Below are 20,269 nucleotides of genomic sequence, written 5' to 3' on the forward strand. Positions count from 1 at the left end.
CGGGAGTCAGGTTATGAGTCAGGCACAGTTTGTCATTCAGTCGGTGGAGCATGAGGCTCAGGCCAATGCGGCAGCGGATGCTAACGATAAGGTTAGAGCGTTGTTTCCACAGCAGGATGATGAGGCGGTAGATTCTGCGTTGGAAATGTTCAACCAGATGTCGCGGCAGATTACCGATTCTTATCGCACGCTTGAGTCGCGGGTCAATCAGCTCTCTGGCGAATTGAGCCAGGAGTCTTTGCAGCGCCAACAGGAATTGGAAGAAAAAGAGCAGCTGGCTGACCGGCTTTCCACTCTGCTTAAAGCACTGCCTGCAGGCGTGGTTGTTCTGGATAGTCAGGGTGTGGTCACCCAGAGCAATCCGGCGGCCATCGCCTTGTTAGGGGAGCCGTTGGAAGGTGAGCGCTGGGTAGACGTGATTCGTCGCTGCTTCTCGCCGCGCCGGGATGATGGTCATGAGGTATCTCTAAAAGACGGCCGCCGCGTGAGTATTGAAATCCGAACCATGGAGAATCAGCCGGGTCAGTTGATTCTGCTAACCGACTTAACGGAAACCCGTCACCTGCAATCACAACTCGCCCATGCTCAGCGTCTATCGGCCATGGGTAAGATGGTGGCCTCGCTTGCCCACCAGATCCGCACGCCTTTGTCTGCAGCCATTCTGTATGGCGGGCACCTAACGCAAGACGATCTTGATGAGGAGATGCGCCAACGTTGCGCCTCCCGGTTGATGTCTCGCCTTACGCATCTGGAGCAGCAGGTGCGGGATATGTTGATTTTTGCACGGGGTGAAACCCGTTTGGCAGAGGAATTATCGGCAGATACATTGGTTGTGGCTATTGAATCAGCGCTCGAAGGGATCAAACCAACCGCTGGCTCACATGTAATGTTAAAGAACGAGGTTTCAGCGGATTGCCGGTTGATGTGTAACCGGGATGCGTTGGTGGGAGCTTGTACCAATTTGGTGAATAACAGCCTTGAAGCCGGGGCCACGGCCGTGGCAATCCAAGCGACAGCGCAAGCGGGTGAGCTGTTTATTCGGGTAATGGATAACGGCCCGGGCTTCGCGACCACGGAGGCCGGCCGGCTGTCAGAGGCTTTCTATACAACGAAATCCCACGGAACCGGGCTTGGGCTGGCGGTTGTGCAAGCTGTTGTGAAGGCCCATCAGGGACAGTTTTCTATTGAATCGCCAGAGCAGGGGGGGGCGGTTGCAACACTGCGCCTGCCGCTTTTGCATAATAAAGTTTGATCGGAGGCAACCATGGCCAAGGCCCAGATTCTAATTGTTGAAGATGACCGTGACCTGCGCGAAGCGCTGGTAACCACCTTGGAGCTGGCTAAGTTTCGCGTAAGCGAAGCATCAAACGCACACGAAGCTTTGGTGCGGCTGGCTGAGTCGCCGGTTGATATGGTTGTCAGCGATGTAAACATGCCCGGGCTTTCCGGCCATGAGCTGCTGGGAGAAGTACAGCGCTTGTACCCCGGTTTGCCGATGATGCTCATTACTGCCTACGGGCAAATCAGTCATGCTGTTTCTGCCATGCAGTCCGGAGCCGTGGACTATCTTGTAAAGCCGTTTGAACCGAAAGTGTTGGTTGATGCGGTGACCAAAGTGGTGGGTGGGGGCCGTCAAAAATCCAGCGATGAGCCTGTGGCTGAAGATCCGGCTAGCAAGCGGATATTCCAGTTAGCAGCAAAAGTAGCTGGCAGTGATTCTACGGTGATGATTTCTGGTGAAAGTGGAACCGGTAAAGAAGTGTTGGCGCGGTATATCCACCAGCAATCTCCACGGGCGGATCAGCCATTTATTGCCATAAACTGCGCGGCCATTCCGGAGAATATGCTTGAGGCCATTCTGTTCGGCCATGAAAAAGGCGCTTTTACCGGTGCGGTTGCATCTGCTCCCGGTAAATTCGAGCAAGCCAATGGCGGAACCATACTGCTAGACGAAATTTCGGAAATGGACCCTGGGCTTCAGTCCAAGCTACTCCGGGTTCTGCAAGAGCGGGAAGTGGAGCGAGTAGGCGGACGTAAAACCATTACACTGGATGTGCGTGTGATTGCCACCACCAACCGTGATCTGGCGGATTTTGTTCGGGAAGGGCGGTTCCGGGAGGATTTGTATTACCGGCTAAGTGTGTTCCCCATGCATTGGCAGCCCCTGCGGGAGCGCCCGCTGGATATTCTGCCCATGGCGAACTCGTTGCTTAAAAAGCACTGTCGCAAGATGAAGTTGACCGGCATAAGCTTTGCAGCCGATGCCCGTAGTGCGCTTGTTCAACACAGCTGGCCCGGTAACGTGCGGGAGTTGGATAATGCTATCCAGCGTTCTCTGGTTCTGCATCAGGGTAATGTGATCCACGCGGCTGACCTGTGCCTTGATATCGGTACAAGCGGGCGCTTCGACGGCCATGGTGCAGTGGCTGAAAAAGCTGTGGCGGAACCAGTTGCACCAAATGTGGAAGACCCCTTCACCGCCTATCAGGACCAGCTGGTCACTGCCGACGCGGCGTCAATTGAAGCCGGGTCGCTGGGAGATGATCTGCGTCAGCAAGAGTTCCGTATTATTATCCAGACACTTAAAAATGAACGCGGACGTCGTAACCGAGCCGCAGAGCAGTTAGGTATAAGCCCTCGTACTTTGAGGTATAAGCTGGCTCAGATGCGGGACGCTGGTATTGATCTGGATGCCGAGTTGGCAATGGCATGATTCGTTTTTGTAGTAGTCCTTCGTTAAACCCCCCTTATTCGGCACTCTTTTGAGTGCCTTTTTTTGAATGATTTTTGGCTTTCCCTGCAGCCTGAGCAATTTCGCACCAGTTACCTGTCGAGCCCATTTCCCTCATCCAACGCTTGCCCTACATGTCTACTCTGTCAAAACTCTGTCGTCGTCAAACTTTAGCTCTCAGAGCTTATCTATAACTATATGTAAATAATAGATAAAGTGATTGTGGCCTGACCATTGCTTACTCTTAATCCATACAGTCATACCAGCAAACCTGCCCCTGCGGGGTGGTGTCAGGAGAAAGTTATGGTTCAGCGTGCCGACATCAACAGTGTTCTATCCGATATTCGCTCACTGCGTTCGCAAATGAATCAAAACCAGCGTGTTGAGCAGGACCAATCGGTGCGAGGTCGTATCGACGGTCCACGCCAGGTTGATCAAACCCAAGAAACAACAAGTTTTAATGACATGCTGGGCAAAGCCGTTAATACGGTAAACGACGTTCAGAAGAATGCCAGTGAGCTGCGAACGGCCTACGACATGGGTGATCCCAATGTGGACATTACCCGCGTCATGATTGCTGCCCAGAAGTCTTCAGTCTCTTTCGAAGCTTTAACTCAGGTGCGCAACCGGGTGGTTAAAGCTTATGAAAGCATCATGAATATGCCGATCTGATAACGGAGCACAGACATGGCCAGCGTTCCTGCAGAAGCCAATTCAAATATGCCAACCACTCAAGGTGGTGATAGCTCCGAGAGCAAAAGCGACTTGTTTTTGGGGTTCAACCGCCTGAACCTGCTACGTCAGGTTGGTCTGATGGTCGGTCTTGCCGCGAGTGTCGCTTTGGGCGTTGCGGTTGTCCTTTGGGCGCAGGAGCCGAACTACCAGCCTGTTGTGGGGGATTTGTCTGCGTATAACCCGCAGGACGTGACCACAATTCTTGACAGCAATGGCATCGATTACAAGATGGACACTCGCACCGGTGCTCTGCTGGTGCCCTCCGAACAGGTTTATAACGCCCGGCTTAAGCTGGCAGCAGAGGGTGTAACGGACCAAAAAACCATGGGTTACGAACTGCTGGATAAGGAGCGCGGGCTTGGCACCTCTCAATTCATGGAAACCGTTAGCTATCGCCGGGGCCTTGAGGGCGAACTGGCGCGTACCATCAGTAGCATGCGTGGTGTACGTGGTGCGCGAGTTCACTTGGCTATTCCGGAGCGTTCCGTTTTTGTGCGGGACGCCCGTGACCCCACCGCGTCGGTTTTTCTCGAAGTTTTTGCTGGCCGTCGCCCTGAACAGGAACAAATTGCCGCCATTGTGAATTTGGTTGCTGGCAGCATCCCCATGATGAATAAAGATCACGTCACCGTTGTTGATCAAAACGGCAACCTGCTGACCGGCAAAGAAAGCCGGGGCGATGGCGAACGCATGCAGGACCAGTACGAGTATACCTCCCGTTTGGAAGAGCGCCTTACCCGTCGCGTTGCCTCTCTGATAGCACCTATTGTTGGTGAAGGCCGATACCGCACAGAAGTATCTGCAGATTTGGATTTTTCCTCGGTGGAGCAGGCAGAAGAACTGTTTAATCCGGAACAACAGGCTGTTCGCAGCGAGCGTGATTTAACAGAACAGCGTGTCGCAGGCTTTAATGGCGGGGTTCCTGGGGCGTTATCGAATCAACCCCCGGCCAATGCCACAGTGCCTGAACAGGTCGGCGCAAATGCGCAAGCAGATGGTGCCGAGGGCGCAACGCCAGCGCCACCGGTGAACGTGCGCAAAGAGTCCACCCGTAACTATGAGATGGATCGCACGGTGAGCTACACCCGTCAGGAGCTAGGGCGTGTGCGGCGGGTGACTGTTGCACTTGCCGTTGACGATATGAAAGTTGTTAATCCTGATACCGGCGAAGTAACTTACGAACCTTGGCCAGAGCAAGAACTGCAACGCCTGAGTATGCTCGTGCGGGATGCCGTAGGTTATTCCGCCTCACGGGGCGACAGCGTAACCGTAATGAATACGGCCTTTGCACCGGAGGAAGCCTACGAATTTGAAACCCCGGGCTTCTGGGAGCAACCTTGGTTTTGGGATTTAATGAAACAGGTTCTGGCCGGGTTGGTGATTCTGGTTCTGGTGCTCGGTTTGCTGCGGCCGACGCTTAAAAGCTTGTCAGGCGGCGGTCGCCAAGACCGGGACGATGAAACTGGTCCGAATGGTTACGGTGATTATGATGACGCTGGTAGCGACAATGCTTTGCGCCAAGCGATGACTGCTGAAGACGACCTACTTTTGCCTGGAGCCACAGACAGCTATGATAGGCAATTGAATGCTCTTAAAGGCCTTATTGCCGAGGACCCGGCGAGGGTTTCTCAGGTATTGCGCCAGTGGGTGAATGTTGATGACTGATCAATCCGGACCGTCAGGTAGCGATGCACCGCAACGGAAAATTCCGCGAGTAGAGCAGGCGGCTATTTTGCTGATGTCTTTGGGTGAGGCCGACGCTGCCGAGGTGCTTAAGCACATGGGCCCAAAAGAGGTTCAGCGGGTGGGTGTCGCCATGGCCCAAATGAGAGATGTAAGCAAAGGCGACGTAAGCTTCGTATTGAACCAGTTTGTGGATGCTGTGGGAGGCCAAACCGGCTTAGGCGTTGGCAATGATGATTATATTCGCGCCATGCTGACTCAAGCACTGGGCGACGATAAAGCAGCAAGCCTGATTGACCGCATTCTCATTGGTGGCAATACCACGGGCCTAGACACGCTAAAGTGGATGGAGCCTAGAGCCGTTGGCGACATTATCCGCTACGAGCACCCGCAAATTCAGGCCATTGTTATCTCCTATCTCGATCCCGATCAGGCTGCGGAAATTCTCGCCACTCTGGATGATAAGGTGCGTCTGGATGTAATGATGCGGGTAGCTTCTTTGGAAAGCATTCAGCCTCAGGCTTTGCAAGAACTTAACGACATTCTGGAGAAGCAGTTCTCTGGTGGTTCGGCGGCGCAAACCAGTCGTATCGGCGGTATAAAGCGCGCTGCGGACATTATGAACTTTATGGACCGCAGCATTGAAGGCAACCTGCTCGACTCCATTAAAGATATGGACCCGGATCTCGCCACCACCATTGAAGACCTCATGTTCGTATTTGATAACCTCAAAGATATTGATGACCGAGGTATTCAGGCCTTGCTGCGTGAGGTGTCATCGGAAGTTCTGGTTGTCGCTCTGAAAGGAGCTGATGAGGCTGTGCAGGAAAAGATCTTCAAGAATATGTCCAAACGAGCGGCGGAATTGCTGCAGGACGATTTGGAAGCAAAAGGCCCGGTGCGGGTGAGCGAAGTGGAATCCGCCCAGAAGGACATAATTACTATTGCCCGTCGCATGGCTGAAGCAGGTGAAATTACCCTCGGCGGTGCCGGTGAAGAAATGATGTGATGAAAGACTCCGCCAAAGATCTCAGCCGCATTCCCAAAGAGGAACTGACCGCCTACGAGCGTTGGGAGCTTCCCCTGCTGGATGCCCGTGGCAATGAGGTTGCCCGTGAGGAGGAGCGCGATGTCAAACCTTTGACAGCCGCGGATATCGATGAGATTCGGCAGGCTGCCCACGAAGATGGCTTCAGCGAGGGCAAAGAACAGGGGATAAAAGAAGGTCACACGGAAGGCTACGAACAAGGCCATAAAGAAGGCTTGGAAGCTGGGCTCGCCGAGGGTAAAGAGCGCGGGCACAGTGAAGGATACGACGAGACCCGCACCGAAGTCAGTGCCAGCCTTGAGCGCTTGGAGCAGTTGTTAGGCGAGCTTCTGGCGCCGATTAGCCGGCATCAGGACGAGCTTGAAACCTCTCTGTTAAACCTCACGATGGTGCTAGCCCGTGCAGTTGTTTACCGCGAGCTGACCATTGACTCTTCCCAGATACGGCAGGTTGTGCGCCGAGCGGTGGCGGCCTTACCCTCTACCGCAGAGAATACCCGCATATACGTTCATCCCGATGACTACAGCTCGGTTCTTGAAGTGGCAGAGCGTTTTGAGGCAGCAGCTTCTGTTGTGGAAGACGACAAGGTATTGCCCGGTGGCTGTCGGGTTGAAACCCGCAATAGCCTTGTAGACTTCACTGTTGAAAAGCGCTTCCAACGCGCTGTCCAAAGTATGCTGGAGCAACAGACAAACGATAGCGAAAGTAGCGAGCCGGAAGAGCTAGGTGCCCTAATGGACGACCTGACAGATTTTCAAAGGGACGTCCTGAGTTCACCGGAGCCCTCGGCGCCTGAAGACTCTGTTGAAGAAGTGCCTGGCGATCACAGTACCTCTGAAGATAGTCCTCCTGAAGACACTCCAGCCGAAGGTAAGCCCGATGACGTCCTCCCTGGCTGACCGTCTCGATCGATATCAAACTTATCTTCGTGCCGACCCCGAGCCTGAGCTTTCAGGTCGTTTAACCAGAATGGTAGGGCTAACGCTGGAATGCGTTGGCTGCCCTATGGTGGTGGGCGACCGCTGCGTAATCAAAGGCGAGGGCGCCGGGACCGTAGAAGCCGAAGTGGTGGGGTTTGAAGACGACAAGGTCTACCTCATGCCATTAACGGCCATCGAAGGCCTGAAGCCGGGCGCACGAGTGGTTCCACTTTCCGCTGCCAGTCGCGTTCCTGTTGGGCCTCTTATGCTTGGCCGTGTTGTAGATGGCAGCGGGGAGCCTCTTGATGGCAAAGGGCCACTTCAGGCAGAGGCTCGGGTTCCCCTTACCGGCGACATCATCAACCCGCTTAACCGCGCACCCGTGCGGCAGTCTATGGATGTGGGTATTCGCGCGATCAACGCTCTGCTGACCGTCGGTCAGGGCCAGCGTTTGGGCCTGTTTGCGGGCAGCGGCGTGGGTAAAAGTATGCTGCTGGGCATGATGACCCGGTTTACCGATGCCGATATTACCGTGGTAGGCCTGATTGGTGAGCGAGGCCGGGAAGTTAAGGAATTTATTGAAGACATTCTGGGTGAGGAAGGTTTAGCTAGGTCGGTAGTCGTGGCCTCACCAGCTGATGACTCGCCATTGATGCGATTACGAGCGGCTATGTTGACGACGCGGATTGCAGAATATTATCGCGACAAAGGCAAGCGCGTACTTCTGTTGATGGACTCGCTCACCCGATACGCCCAAGCCCAGCGCGAAATTGCGCTAGCCGTTGGTGAGCCGCCAGCGACCAAAGGTTACCCACCCTCAGTATTTGCTAAGCTGCCTCAATTAGTAGAGCGCACTGGTAATGGGCTACCCGGCGGCGGCTCCATTACCGCATTCTATACTGTGCTCACGGAGGGTGATGACCAGCAGGATCCCATCGCTGATGCCGCCCGAGCGATACTCGATGGCCACATTGTGCTTTCCCGGCGCCTGGCAGAAGAAGGGCATTACCCGGCCATCGACGTGGAAGCTTCCATCAGCCGGGTTATGCCGCAGGTAACACAAACCGAGCATTTCGCACGGTCCCAGAGGTTTAAACAGGTCTATTCGCGTTATCAGCAAGCACGGGATTTGATTAGTGTTGGGGCATACGTTAAGGGCTCCGACCCGGAAACCGACTTTGCTATTGCCCACATAAGCAACATGCGTCAGTTCTTGCAACAGGGGTTGAACGAGCGGGCATCACTGAGCGATAGCATTGATGGCCTTCTGGCGGTGGTGCCAGAGAGGCGCTCGCCGGATCGCCGTAAATCCGCAGTTCCTGATCCTGCAGCTGCCAGCTCCAACCGGAGTGGTAATTGATGTTACGTTCCCAGCGCTTGGTTGTTGTGCTTGCTTTGGAAGAGCGAAAAGAGAAAGAAGCTCTAGAGAAGATGAGCAAAGCTCGGGAACTGGTGGAGCAACACAGCGAACAGGTTGCTAACCTCAACCGTTACCAGCAGGAATACCGGGATCAGATCCGCAACAGCCAGCAGGGCGTGGTTCAGGTAAGCCGATTACAGGCTTGGCAGGCATTCATTGCCCAGCTGGATCAGGTTATTTTGCAGCAACAGAAGCAACTTGATCAGGCCGAGGCGGTTTTCGAGGCTCGCCGACAAGAGTGGCAGCAAGCTTGGGAGCGACGTCGAGGTATGGAAAAGTACATCGAAACCTGTCGTCAACAAGAGCTCAGAGAGCAGGATTCGCAGGAGCAAAAGCTCGCTGATGAGGCTGCTGGCCGTGCCTTTGCACGCCGCCATCGTTAAAGGATGAGCTGAATCAATTCTCACTCCATGCAAACTGGCTGCACTGGGCTATGATTATACAATCACAGACCGCCAGAAACGCGGCGCTTGGATGTTTCAGAGAATATCACCGGAGGTTTTTGCGGATGCCGATCCAGACCCGCCGCAGTCATGACGGTCAGTGCCTAATTATCGAAATAGAAGGGCGCTTTGACTTCAGCACCCATCAGGCTTTTCGAGATGCCTACGAACATAGTGGTGCAAAGGTAAGCAACTACATTGTCGATCTATCGGAAGCGACCTATCTTGATAGCTCTGCGTTGGGCATGCTGCTTTTGCTCAGGGATCATGCTGGCGGCGACAGTGCCAAAATTACTATCGAGAACTGCAACAACGATGTCCGCAAGATTCTGACCATTTCCAACTTTGAGCAACTGTTCACCATTCGGTGATTGCCCGGCCCACTGGAACACCTCATGGATGAGTCTGCTGCCGAAAATGTCCCCCTGAACATTCTTGTTGCAGACGACAGCGACAGTGATCGCCTTATATTAAAAGCCTTGCTGAAGCGCCTTGGCCATCAGGTGCTGGATGCAGCCAATGGCCACGAGGCGGTGCTGCACTTTCAAGAGGGTGCCCCGGATATTGTTTTGCTAGACGCTCTCATGCCCTCAATGGATGGCATGGAGGCAGCCCGGCAAATCAAGCGGCTTGCGGGAGAACGGTTTGTGCCAGTCATATTTGTGACCTCTCTGTCCGAACCCGAAGATTTAGCGGGGTGCCTTGAAGCAGGAGGCGACGGTTTTCTGAGCAAGCCCTATAACCGGTTGATGATCAAGGCTAAGATCAACGCCTTTAACCGAATGCGGCTAATGCACCAAGCTCTGTCAGATCAGCGGGATCTGACGAATGAGCGCAACCGGCAACTGCTGGAAGAGCAGCATGTAGCCCGGCGGGTGTTCGACAATGTCGCTCACACCGGATGTTTGGACGCTGCCAACATTCGCTATCACGCCTCCCCTTTATCCATATTCAGTGGCGATGTGCTTTTCGCTTCCCCCCGGCCTGCGGGCGGAATGCTAATCTTTGCCGGAGATTTTACCGGCCACGGGTTGCCCGCGGCGATTGGCGCTATGCCTATTGCGGAGAGCTTTTATGGTATGGCCAGCAAGGGCTTTGATGGCTCCGATATACTCAGGGAAATTAACCAGAAGCTTGTACGCATTCTGCCAAAAGATATGTTCTGTTGCGGCGTTATGGTGGAGGTAGATTTTGCGCACAATCAGTTAGGTGTCTGGAATGGTGGGCTGCCCGATATATGGCTGATACGCTCGAACATGGAACAGTATGCTTTGCCTTCCCGGCATTTGCCGCTCGGAATTTTGAGTGCTGATCAGTTTAACGCCGAAATGGAGGCTGTTAGGTCCCAGCCCGGTGATCGCTTGTTGTTGATGACGGATGGTGTTCTGGAGTGCGCCAACCGCGAAGGCCAGCTCTTTGGTGAGCAAGGTGTTCGCAATGCCATTGAAAGCACAAGCGCAGGCAGCCACCCCTTTGATGTATTAATGGGTTCAATCAAACAATTTACCGGTCAGCAAAAGTTTGGTGACGACCTTACCCTTTGCTGTGTAGAAATGGTGGAAGAGACTGGCCAAGCAACGTTAACAGAAGAGGTCGGGCTTTCTACTCTCGCCGGACCTTCGCAGTGGCATTGTGATTATGAAATCCGGGATAACACACTAGGGGAATTCAATCCTCTGCCACTCTTGCTGCATATATGCATGGAAGTGCCGGGGCTGCGGCGTAAAAGCGGGGAAATCTATACCCTACTTTCAGAGCTTTACAACAATGCACTGGAGCACGGGGTGCTTCGGCTGCCCTCGGATTGGAAATACACCCCAGCAGGCTTTGACCGCTATTATTCCGAACGCACCAAGCGGCTTAACAGAGTGAGTGGTCACTATATCCGCTTCAGTTTTCAGCACGATCTAATGCCTTCCGGCGGGCGCCTTCGTGTTACATGTGAAGACAGCGGTCAGGGGTTCGATTTTCAAAATCATCCGGTTTTACAATCAATAGATGTGGCCCAGAGCGGTCCCCGCTATGGTGGCCGAGGCTTGGCTTTGTTAATGCGGTTGACAGAATCTATACAGTTTCATGGGGAAGGGAACCAGGTGGAAGTTGTTTATGATTGGTTCTTTTAATCACCACTTTTTTATTGGAAACAAGGGAGTCGGTCATGGCTGATTTACCACACCTTGATGAAGAAGCTTTAGCAGAGCTTCAAGATGTAATGGAAGATGAATTCGCAACATTGATTCACACTTATCTCAATGATTCGAAAGAGCGAATAGCTAGTTTAAAATCTGCCATGAAGCACAGGGATGCAGATGCGTTCGCGAAGACGGCTCACAGCTTCAAAGGTAGCAGCATCAATATAGGAGCACCGCACCTTGGGGAGCTATGCCGACAGATCGAGAAAGTCGGCCTGGAGGAACGCTTGAATGATGCGCCGACGTTGCTAAGTGCTATAGAAGCGGAATTTCAGCAGGTTACAGCTGCCCTAGAAACTTTGATGGCGGGAAGCGCTGAATAGGCATTTGAGGCAACGATGGGTTCTGGGATGTCTTGCTGGCATCGCTTTTGCTTCAGTTAGGAAAAGCGCCTGATGATCCCCACAAAAATGGCTGAATCAGGCCCCTACGGATTAAAAGCGGCAAGAGGTTGCCATGACTCAAATGGTTCTCCCCCAGACCCCCGCGCCGGGGATACAGAAAGATGCTGGCGCGCAGAAAGCCAGCTCGGATCGCGACAGTGGCGCCGGTGAAAGCCGATATGAATCCGTATCTCGTGCTGAACAAAGGCGCCTCGATCGCCAACAGTCCGGGCGGAGCGATGCGCCCGATAATGCTCGCAACAACAACGCAAAATCCTCTGGAAACGGCGAGGGCGCCCAGAAGGTAAGCAAGACCGATTCGAAAAAGGCAGTTGGTGAAAGCAAGGTAGCTGAAAAAGAAAGCCTCGAAGGGGGCGCCACCACTCTGCCGGATATGGAAGTAAGCGCAACCCCGCTTACATTTGCCGAGCTGCAAGCGTTGCTACTCCCCGATGGTGGGCTAACAGGTAATCCAGCGGCGGTTGCGGCAGCAGCCCCGGCCCCCATACAAGGTGGTGAGCTGTTTGCCGGTCTCGCAGGGGCAGGTGCGCAGCCTGGACAAGCTGCCTCTGGCAGTGGCGGTGGTCTTGTGACTGCTCTACAACTGACCGAAGCATTGGTTCCCTCCGCGGGTGACAAAGCCAGTGCCATGGACCCCGCCAGTTTATTAACCGGTAACCGATTTGAATCCGCAGTGGAGTTGGTTGCCCAGCAAAACGCCAATAGCGCTACTGGTAAATTGGTGTCAGAGGCACAGGTGCCTCTTAGGAGTTATGCAACATCGGTTGATGTGCCCGTAAACCACGCTGAGTGGGGGGATAAACTGATGGGTAAGCTCAGTTGGCTCACAGCCAAAAACCTATCGGTTGCTGAGATTCACTTAACACCGCCAGACATGGGGCCCATGGAGGTTCGTGTTCGGGTGCAAAATGATCAGGCGAATATTACCGTGCACTCTGCGAATCCTGTGGTAAGAGAGCAGTTGGAATTGCATTCGCACAGGCTGCGCGACATGCTAGGTGAGCAGGGGCTTGATCTGGCGCAGTTCGACGTTTCGGATAATTCCCGAAACCAGTCCGGACAGCAGAATTCAGAAGAAGGAGATGACTCGTCTGCAGGCTCTGGTTCAGCACTTTCATCTGTGGAGGGCACCAGTGAAGACATGCAAACAGGCAGCCTGGATCTGAGCTGGAACGGCGCCGTTGATATTTTTGCCTGAAAGTCCACGCCTTATACTCAGCGTGAGGCACCAAACCACTTTGCCCATCCCTCCATGCAAGGCTAAACTGCGGTTCTGAGTGGAGAGGTGGGTCTTATGGCCCGCCCTTTGCACACCTTGTATGAAAGTCATCGAAATGAACGTTCATTGACGGATTTTTGGCGAAAAACACTATGGCAGAAAACAGCGCACCTGCGGCACCACCGGCTAAAAAAGGCAAACTAAAACTTATCATCCTACTGGTTGTGGTGGTGATTCTCGCGATTGCTTTGTCGGTTGCAGGAACCTTGTGGTTCCTCGGCGGTGGCTTACCCGGTATGGGGGACGACACCAAAGCTGAAGCCAGTGTTGCCGATGAAACCTTTAGCCCTAGTGTTTATCTTGCCATTGAAAAAGCACTCGTAACGACAGTGCAGGGCGAGGGGCGCCAGCGCTATGCTCAAGCCTATGTGGCTCTGGAAGCAGACGACCCGCAAGCGCTTACGGCAGCACAACTGCACTTACCCCTGATTCGTAGCCAGCTTGTTATGGTGCTTGGCAACAGCAGTTTTACAGAGCTGCAAACTCCAGAAGGCAGGCAGAATTTGGCGGCTAATATGCTGGTTACGGTTAATGAGGTACTAAAGCAAGAAGGCGAGCCTGCTGTCAGCAAGGTGCTTTTTAGGAACTTTGTCGTTCAATAAACTTTACGTTTAAGAGCGCGACGGACAGAGTGCTACAGAGCAGGCCAAGCCAGACTAAGAAAGTGTTTTAGGCTCGCGCAAACAGAGCAACAGAGCCCGCAAGCGGGTAAGGCTTTTCAGCGGCAGGACAAAGTATGCAGGATTTACTGTCACAGGATGAAATTGATGCGCTCCTTCATGGCGTAGATGATGGTGACATTGATACCCATGAAGAAACCGACGAGGTTGGCGTAAAGTCATACGATCTTGCCAGCCAAGACCGTATTGTGCGGGGCCGGATGCCCACGCTGGAAATGATTAACGAACGCTTTGCCCGTTATACCCGAATCAGCTTGTTCAACCTCTTGCGCCGCAACGCAGACGTTTCTACCGGCGGCGTTCAAATCATGAAGTTTGGTGAATACATACACACGCTGTATGTGCCAACCAGTTTGAACCTCTGCAAAGTGCGCCCCTTGCGGGGCACCTCCTTGTTTGTTCTGGATGCCAAGTTGGTATTCAAGTTGGTTGATAACTTTTTTGGCGGTGAGGGTCGGCACGCAAAAATCGAAGGCCGGGAATTCACTCCCACGGAAAACCGAATTGTACAGATGGTGCTCAATCAGGTTTTCACGGACATGCAGGAAGCCTGGCAAGCAGTTATCAAAGTGAACTTTGAATACCTCAATTCCGAGGTAAACCCCGCCATGGCCAATATCGTGAGCCCGAGCGAAGTGGTGGTGGTCAGCACTTTCCATATTGAACTCGATGGCGGTGGTGGTGAGCTGCACTTTGCTTTGCCTTATTCCATGATTGAGCCCATCCGTGATGTATTGGATGCTGGTGTACAAAGTGACGTTGATGATATCGATGAGCGCTGGGTTGGTGCCCTACAGGAAGACATTAAAGAAGTTGAGGTGCCGGTAAATACTACTGTGTGTAAGCGCAGAATTTCTTTGCGGGAAATTGCCAAGCTAAAAGCTGGCGATATTATTCCGGTAGAGGTGCCTGACTATTTGACGGTAACCGCCAATGGGATTCCTGTTTATAAAGCAACCATGGGAACCCGAGACGGAAAACTGGCGCTGAGAATTCACGAGCGGGCGACACGCCCCAAGGTAAAAAAACAACTGAAGGTAGAACGCAATGGCTGACGACAAGAAAGACGGTCAGGAGCTGAGCGAGGACGAAAAGCTGGCAGCCGAATGGGAAGCGGCCATGGAAGAGTCCGGTGATGAAGGCTCGGAAAAGTCTCTGGATGATGAGTGGTCTCAGGCTATGGAAGAAGCCGGAGAAACCGGTGCCAGTGCTGATGAGAGCGAAGATAGTGGAGTGCGTGCTGCACCCATGGAAGAGTTTGATGAAGGCACCATGGCGGCTCATGGTAGCGGTACACCACCGGATCTGGATGTGATTCTGGACATTCCTGTTAGCATCTCAATGGAGGTCGGGAATACCCAAATACCTATCCGTAACTTGCTGCAATTGAACCAAGGCTCGGTGATAGAGCTGGACCGACTTGCTGGCGAGCCATTGGATGTGTTGGTTAATGGCACACTCATAGCCCACGGCGAAGTTGTTATGGTTAACGAGAAGTTCGGTATCCGACTGACCGACGTGATCAGCCCGGGCGAACGCATCAAGCGGCTGCAAAAATAGTATGTGGATAAAAACGGTAGCTGTGCCGCTGTTCCTGTTGGCCGCACCTGCTATTGCAGAAGAAACTGCCAAGGCCGCACAGAGTGCCCCTGCAAAAATGGCAGGCAACGCGCCGGATACCTTGGGCACGCTGCTTAGCCTCGGCGCTGGCCTGCTGGCGGTTATTGCGATTATATATGGCTGCGCTTGGATCATTCGCCGAATGAACGGCATGACCGGAATGAACAATAATGCCATCAAGGTAGTCTCCGTGATGGCCATCGGAGCCCGTGAGCGTATTGCCTTGATTGAAGTGGGTGGCCAGCAAATTCTGTTGGGCATTACCCCCTCGGCCATACGTACTCTGCAAGTCTTTGAAGAGCCGGTGGTTAAGGCGGGTAGTCCTAACACCGGAGATTTCGCCAAACGCTTGCAAGGCATGATCGGTAAATCCTGGACGGCTCCGAATAAGGAATGATTAGCCCTATGGTGGTGGCCACACTCAAACGACTCACTCCGCTTTTTATAGTGCTTGCAGGCTTATTATGGGCGCCGTTCGCGTTTGCAGACTTGCCCGGTATTCCGGCGTTTACAGTTCAGCCCGGTGAGGGCGAGGGTGTTGAGGAATACACGGTAACCCTGCAGATTTTGGCGCTGATGACCGCGCTGACCTTTCTGCCCGCCATGTTGATGATGATGACCTCCTTTACCCGCATTATCGTGGTATTTGCCATTCTGCGTCAGGCGCTGGGGTTGCAGGCCACCCCTTCAAACCAAATATTGCTTGGCTTGGCCTTGTTTCTCAGTATTTTCATCATGAAGCCGGTGCTGGAAGAGGCAAATAGAGTGGGGTTGCAGCCGTATCTGCAAGAAGAAGTCACGTCTTTGGAAGCTGTTGAGCTTGCCAGTGCTCCCTTCAAGGAATTCATGCTGGGGCAGACCCGTGAAGACGATCTCGCCCTTTTCATGCGTATTGCAGACGTTGAGTACGATACCGCTCAGGATGTTTCTTTCTGGATATTGATGCCCGCCTTCGTTACTAGCGAGCTTAAAACGGCGTTTCAAATAGGGTTTATTCTGTTTATCCCGTTTTTGGTTCTCGACATGGTTGTTGCCAGTGTGTTGATGGCGATGGGTATGATGATGCTGTCGCCTATAATTATCTCGTTGCCGTTTAAAATTATGCTGTTTGTGCTGGTAGATGGCTGGGCCCTGATCATGGGTACACTCGCTGCCAGTTATGGGATATAGGAGGAATTTATGACTCCGGAAACCGTTATCGACATAGTGCGCGAAGCCCTATGGATGATCGTGCTTTTTGCTTCCGTTATTATCGGGCCGGGGTTGGTGATTGGTTTGGTGGTGAGTACATTCCAAGCGGCCACCCAGATTAACGAGCAAACCCTTAGCTTTCTCCCAAGGCTACTGGTAACGCTTATCGTGATCATTGCTTTGGGGCCCTGGCTGCTGACCAAGTTGTTGGATCACGCACACCGGCTGATATCCAGCATTCCTTACCTGATTGGCTGAGCCATGACTCCCATGGAACTCAGTGCTGACTTGCTCGGCCAATGGGTAGGGCAGCACCTTTGGCCGCTCTTCCGCTTGGCCAGCTTTTTAATGGTTATCCCCATTTTTGGTACCCAGCTGGTTCCCGCCAGAGTGCGGTTGGGGCTAGCGCTCTTAATGACAATTCTGATCGTGCCTTTGATCCCGGAAGTACCGCGGGTTGAAGCTCTGAGTGCGGATGCGGTTGTTATTACACTCCAGCAAATCCTGATCGGTGTGGGTATGGGGTTTGCGTTAACCGCACTCTGGCAGCTGTTCGTGGTTGCTGGCCAAATGATTGCCATGCAGATGGGTCTAGGCTTCGCCTCTATGGTCGACCCTGCTAATGGCGTTAACGTGCCGGTACTGGCGCAGATCTACACTATTACGATTACATTGCTGTTCCTTGCCATGAATGGCCACCTTGTGGCGTTTGAAGTCTTCATTGAAAGCTTCCGAACCATGCCTATAGGGATGGAGGGGCTTGGTCAGGTAGGAGTGTGGGAGCTCGCCCACAGAATAAGTTGGATGTTCGCCTCTGCCATGCTGTTGGCCTTGCCAGCGGTAACTGCGGTGTTGATCGTTAGCATTTCCTTTGGCGTAATGACTCGCGCCGCACCCCAGATGAACATCTTTGCTCTCGGCTTTCCAATTGGCCTGATTTTTGGATTGTTTGCTATTTGGGTGTTGCACGCCAACTTTCTGCCACACTTTCAAGAATACACCGAGCAAACCTTTGAATTTATGCGGGGCCTTCAAGGGCAACCCTAACGGAAGGCCAAGAGTTAAAATATGGCTGAAGAAAACGACAACAGTCAGGAAAAAACCGAAGAGGCCACCCCCCGAAGGCTAGAAAAAGCCAAGGAGGATGGCCAGACTGCGCGCTCAAAAGAGCTGGCTACTATGGCGGTTTTGATTGCTGGCGCTGGCGGATTGCTAATTTTCGGAACGCATCTTGGTGCCACGCTAGAAGCTATCATGCGCGACGCTTTCACGCTGGAGCGCTCTGCCATCTTCGACACTCGGCACATGAGTGTGCAGTTGATAGCCTCCGCAAAAGCGGCCGCTTGGGCGCTTTCTCCCATTCTCCTGCTTCTACTTATCGCAGCGATTGCAGGCTCTATCGGTATTGGTGGTTTGCTATTCAGCGGTAAGGCAATAGCCCCAAAGCTCAATCGCATGGACCCTATCAAAGGCTTGGGTCGAATGTTCTCCGCGCGCTCTCTGATCGAGCTGGTTAAAGCCATCGCAAAAGTGGGTTTGGTTATGGCTTTGGCGGTTCTCATATTGGACGTCCGTACTGAAGACTTGCTCTCCATCGCCAACGAGCCTGCTGTGCCAGCCATGGAACACGTGCTCTGGACCTTGGGCTGGAGTTTTTTCTTGCTCTCCTGTGCCACCATCATCATTGCTGTTATCGATGTGCCGTTCCAGATTTTTGATCACCAGAAAAAGCTGCGAATGACCAAGCAGGAAGTAAAAGATGAATACAAGGATTCGGAAGGCAAGCCCGAGGTTAAGGGCAAAATCCGCCAGCTCCAACGGGAAATGGCCCAGCGCCGTATGATGCAGGATGTGCCTACGGCGGATGTGGTGATCACTAACCCGACTCACTATGCGGTGGCGTTAAAGTACGATCCGGATTCTATGGGCGCGCCGATGGTTGTGGCGAAGGGCAATGACCAGACGGCTTTCAAAATCATGGAGATCGCCCGCGAGCACAAAGTCGAGATTCTGCGTACTCCGCCGTTAACCCGCGCGGTGTATCACAACAGCGACATAGGCGACGAAATCCCCGATGGCCTATACATGGCCATAGCTCAGGTTTTGGCTTATGTGTTCCAGCTCCGGCAATTCCGTAAGGGGCGTGGGCCTAAGCCTGGAATGCCTGACCTTCCGATTCCTTCTGATTTGCGGCGTGATATCTGAGTTGAGAGTTTACCTGTTAGCTTGGGTTCCTAGCCTGTTTAAGTTTGGTGGAGGAGTGGCGGCGGGTGGCCTTTTCAGGACACGCTACGAGCCCATCCCTGGGCGCTTGACGGTGGCCGTCCTTGGCCACCGACAGTCCTGAAAAGGCCACCCACCACCACTCAGGCAAACTCCACGATATCGCTGGCACACATCATTTTGATTGGATTATTTTGGTTGAGCCATGTTGAGGTATCTGAAAAGTTGGATAGCCTACGGGTGTGTGGACCTCCCAAAAATGTCGTAGGCCAAGGATGGCCGGAGACAAGCGCACATGGATGTGCTCGTAGCGGTTTTTGGGAGGTCCACACACCCGTAGGCTCACATTTAAGTCGGCAGGCTTGTAGCAGAAGGGAAATTAAAACGGAGAAGTCACCACCAGTGCCCGAAAGCACCAGTGGAGCAATACTTAACGTTGAGATCAGTTCTCTTTGTGCTCGTATATAGCCTTACCCCAAGCCTCGCGGCTACCCGGAAGAATCAGGTTCAGGATGATGGCCGCCACCGCACATAAGGCGATACCTTCAAGGTGGCCCAGCACCATGCCGCCGATGCCAAATACCAGTGTGACACCCACGATAACCAGATTCCGCGATTGGGAAAGATCAACCTGATGACGGATTAGCGTGCTCATACCCACCACCGCAATAGAACCAAACAGCAGGCACAGAATGCCGCCCATCACCGGCACCGGAATCGTTTGCAGAACCGCGCCAAACTTGCCCACAAACGCCAAAACGATGGCAGTACAGGCCGCCCACCACATAACCTTCGGGTTAAAATTACGGGTCAGCATCACCGCGCCGGTCACTTCGGAGTATGTGGTGTTCGGTGGCCCGCCCAACAGAGCCGCGGCACTAGTGGCCAAACCATCGCCCAGCAGTGTGCGGTGTAAACCGGGCTTTTCAAGGTAGTTTTTGCGGGTCACATTACCAATCGCCAGAATATCGCCAATGTGCTCAATGGCCGGGGCAATGGCAACCGGGATCATGAATAGAATGGCGCCCCAGCTGAATGCAGGTGCCACGAAGTTGGGAACCGCAAGCCAAGGTGCCTGCTGAATGGGTGTCGTATCAACCACGCCTGCAAACGCAGAAAGCACGTACCCAACAATCACGCCAAACATTATAGGGATCAGCCGGAAGATGCCCTTGGACCAGACTGACGCAACAATCGTCACAGCAAGCGAGATCATAGCAATCCACAGAGCGGTATCCTGCGGGATCAATTGAACGGCACCATCGCCTGTGCGGCCGGAAGCCATGTGAACAGCAACCGGGGCCAACCCAAGACCGATCACCATAATGACCGGACCGATGACCACGGGAGGCAGCAGGCGAGTTACAAAGCCGGTGCCGCGCAGTTTTATCGCGCCACTGAGAAGAATATAAAGAATGCCAGCCGCCATCAGGCCGCCCAGAGTTTCTTCAAGGCCGAACTTGCCCTTGGACGCGATAACTGGTGCGATAAATGCGAAAGACGAGGCAAGGAAAATCGGAATCTGGCCGCCGGTCACAATATGGAAAATCAATGTGCCAAGGCCCGCGGTGAAGAGAGCAACGTTTGGATCAAGGCCTGTGATCAAGGGCATCAGCACCAAGGCGCCGAAGGCTACAAGTAGCATTTGTGAGCCGGCGATAGCCTGCTTCCAGACCGAATCTGTAGTGTGATCCTGCATG

Annotated in this window: 21 protein-coding genes; 20 read left to right on the forward strand and 1 reads right to left on the reverse strand. The window is 53.3% G+C overall.

Features of this window, described 5'->3' with window-relative positions; all coding sequences use genetic code 11:
* Positions 1-13 precede the first annotated feature (13 nt).
* The 20 genes from MWU62_RS07990 to flhB all read left to right on the forward strand — a co-directional run bounded on the left by MWU62_RS07990 (position 14) and on the right by flhB (position 18,551).
* On the forward strand, positions 14-1,252 hold the full coding sequence (locus tag MWU62_RS07990; protein ID WP_247114345.1) for an ATP-binding protein: 1,239 nt from the start codon (positions 14-16) through the stop codon (positions 1,250-1,252).
* A 12-nt stretch (positions 1,253-1,264) separates the two neighbouring features.
* Positions 1,265-2,713, forward strand: a complete 1,449-nt coding sequence (locus MWU62_RS07995) for a sigma-54 dependent transcriptional regulator (protein WP_247114346.1) — start codon at positions 1,265-1,267, stop codon at positions 2,711-2,713.
* A gap of 321 nt (positions 2,714-3,034) precedes the next feature.
* Entirely contained in the window at positions 3,035-3,403 is a 369-nt protein-coding gene (gene fliE / locus MWU62_RS08000) for a flagellar hook-basal body complex protein FliE (protein WP_247114347.1), read from the forward strand.
* 15 nt (positions 3,404-3,418) lie between these two features.
* Complete coding sequence (gene fliF, locus MWU62_RS08005) at positions 3,419-5,131, forward strand: flagellar basal-body MS-ring/collar protein FliF (RefSeq protein ID WP_247114348.1); 1,713 nt, start codon at positions 3,419-3,421, stop codon at positions 5,129-5,131.
* Positions 5,124-6,158 carry a flagellar motor switch protein FliG gene (gene fliG / locus MWU62_RS08010; RefSeq protein WP_247114349.1) on the forward strand — a complete coding sequence of 345 codons (1,035 nt, stop codon included), beginning with the start codon at positions 5,124-5,126 and terminating at the stop codon, positions 6,156-6,158. The genes fliF and fliG overlap by 8 nt, the downstream gene beginning before the upstream one ends.
* Positions 6,158-7,096, forward strand: a complete 939-nt coding sequence (locus tag MWU62_RS08015) for a flagellar assembly protein FliH (protein WP_247114350.1) — start codon at positions 6,158-6,160, stop codon at positions 7,094-7,096. Before fliG ends, MWU62_RS08015 begins: the two co-directional genes overlap by 1 nt.
* Complete coding sequence (gene fliI / locus MWU62_RS08020; protein WP_247114351.1) at positions 7,077-8,477, forward strand: flagellar protein export ATPase FliI; 1,401 nt, start codon at positions 7,077-7,079, stop codon at positions 8,475-8,477. The genes MWU62_RS08015 and fliI overlap by 20 nt, the downstream gene beginning before the upstream one ends.
* Positions 8,477-8,920, forward strand: coding sequence for a flagellar export protein FliJ (gene fliJ / locus MWU62_RS08025; protein ID WP_247114352.1), 444 nt, complete (start codon positions 8,477-8,479; stop codon positions 8,918-8,920). The genes fliI and fliJ overlap by 1 nt, the downstream gene beginning before the upstream one ends.
* Positions 8,921-9,045: 125 nt before the next feature.
* Positions 9,046-9,351, forward strand: coding sequence for an STAS domain-containing protein (locus tag MWU62_RS08030; protein ID WP_247114353.1), 306 nt, complete (start codon positions 9,046-9,048; stop codon positions 9,349-9,351).
* Positions 9,352-9,375: 24 nt separating this feature from the next.
* Positions 9,376-11,103 (forward strand): fused response regulator/phosphatase, encoded by a 1,728-nt coding sequence (locus tag MWU62_RS08035; RefSeq protein WP_247114354.1) that lies wholly within the window; start codon positions 9,376-9,378, stop codon positions 11,101-11,103.
* A gap of 35 nt (positions 11,104-11,138) precedes the next feature.
* Positions 11,139-11,495 carry an Hpt domain-containing protein gene (locus tag MWU62_RS08040; protein ID WP_247114355.1) on the forward strand — a complete coding sequence of 119 codons (357 nt, stop codon included), beginning with the start codon at positions 11,139-11,141 and terminating at the stop codon, positions 11,493-11,495.
* A gap of 133 nt (positions 11,496-11,628) precedes the next feature.
* Entirely contained in the window at positions 11,629-12,774 is a 1,146-nt protein-coding gene (locus MWU62_RS08045) for a flagellar hook-length control protein FliK (protein WP_247114356.1), read from the forward strand.
* 173 nt (positions 12,775-12,947) lie between these two features.
* Positions 12,948-13,457, forward strand: coding sequence for a flagellar basal body-associated FliL family protein (locus MWU62_RS08050; protein ID WP_247114357.1), 510 nt, complete (start codon positions 12,948-12,950; stop codon positions 13,455-13,457).
* A gap of 134 nt (positions 13,458-13,591) precedes the next feature.
* Positions 13,592-14,590, forward strand: coding sequence for a flagellar motor switch protein FliM (gene fliM, locus MWU62_RS08055; protein WP_247114358.1), 999 nt, complete (start codon positions 13,592-13,594; stop codon positions 14,588-14,590).
* Positions 14,583-15,095 carry a flagellar motor switch protein FliN gene (gene fliN, locus MWU62_RS08060; RefSeq protein ID WP_247114359.1) on the forward strand — a complete coding sequence of 171 codons (513 nt, stop codon included), beginning with the start codon at positions 14,583-14,585 and terminating at the stop codon, positions 15,093-15,095. The genes fliM and fliN overlap by 8 nt, the downstream gene beginning before the upstream one ends.
* Before the next feature lies 1 nt (position 15,096).
* Positions 15,097-15,552, forward strand: a complete 456-nt coding sequence (gene fliO, locus MWU62_RS08065; RefSeq protein ID WP_247114360.1) for a flagellar biosynthetic protein FliO — start codon at positions 15,097-15,099, stop codon at positions 15,550-15,552.
* An 8-nt stretch (positions 15,553-15,560) separates the two neighbouring features.
* The gene (gene fliP, locus MWU62_RS08070) at positions 15,561-16,325 is read left to right on the forward strand and encodes a flagellar type III secretion system pore protein FliP (protein ID WP_247114461.1); all 765 of its coding nucleotides are present in this window, start codon (positions 15,561-15,563) and stop codon (positions 16,323-16,325) included.
* Positions 16,326-16,334: 9 nt separating this feature from the next.
* Positions 16,335-16,604 carry a flagellar biosynthesis protein FliQ gene (gene fliQ / locus MWU62_RS08075; protein WP_200361569.1) on the forward strand — a complete coding sequence of 90 codons (270 nt, stop codon included), beginning with the start codon at positions 16,335-16,337 and terminating at the stop codon, positions 16,602-16,604.
* Positions 16,605-16,607: 3 nt separating this feature from the next.
* Positions 16,608-17,393, forward strand: a complete 786-nt coding sequence (gene fliR / locus MWU62_RS08080) for a flagellar biosynthetic protein FliR (RefSeq protein WP_247114361.1) — start codon at positions 16,608-16,610, stop codon at positions 17,391-17,393.
* 21 nt (positions 17,394-17,414) lie between these two features.
* Positions 17,415-18,551: a flagellar biosynthesis protein FlhB gene (flhB, locus tag MWU62_RS08085; protein WP_247114362.1), complete on the forward strand. Its 1,137-nt coding sequence runs from the start codon at positions 17,415-17,417 to the stop codon at positions 18,549-18,551.
* Positions 18,552-19,011: 460 nt separating this feature from the next.
* On the opposite strand, the gene MWU62_RS08090 is transcribed toward flhB, so the two are convergent.
* Positions 19,012-20,268, reverse strand: coding sequence for a uracil-xanthine permease family protein (locus MWU62_RS08090; RefSeq protein WP_247114363.1), 1,257 nt, complete (start codon positions 20,266-20,268; stop codon positions 19,012-19,014).
* Between the last annotated feature and the right edge of the window lies 1 nt (position 20,269).

It is taken from the genome of Marinobacter sp. S6332, assembly GCF_023016045.1.
In the GTDB taxonomy this organism is placed as follows: Bacteria; Pseudomonadota; Gammaproteobacteria; order Pseudomonadales; family Oleiphilaceae; genus Marinobacter.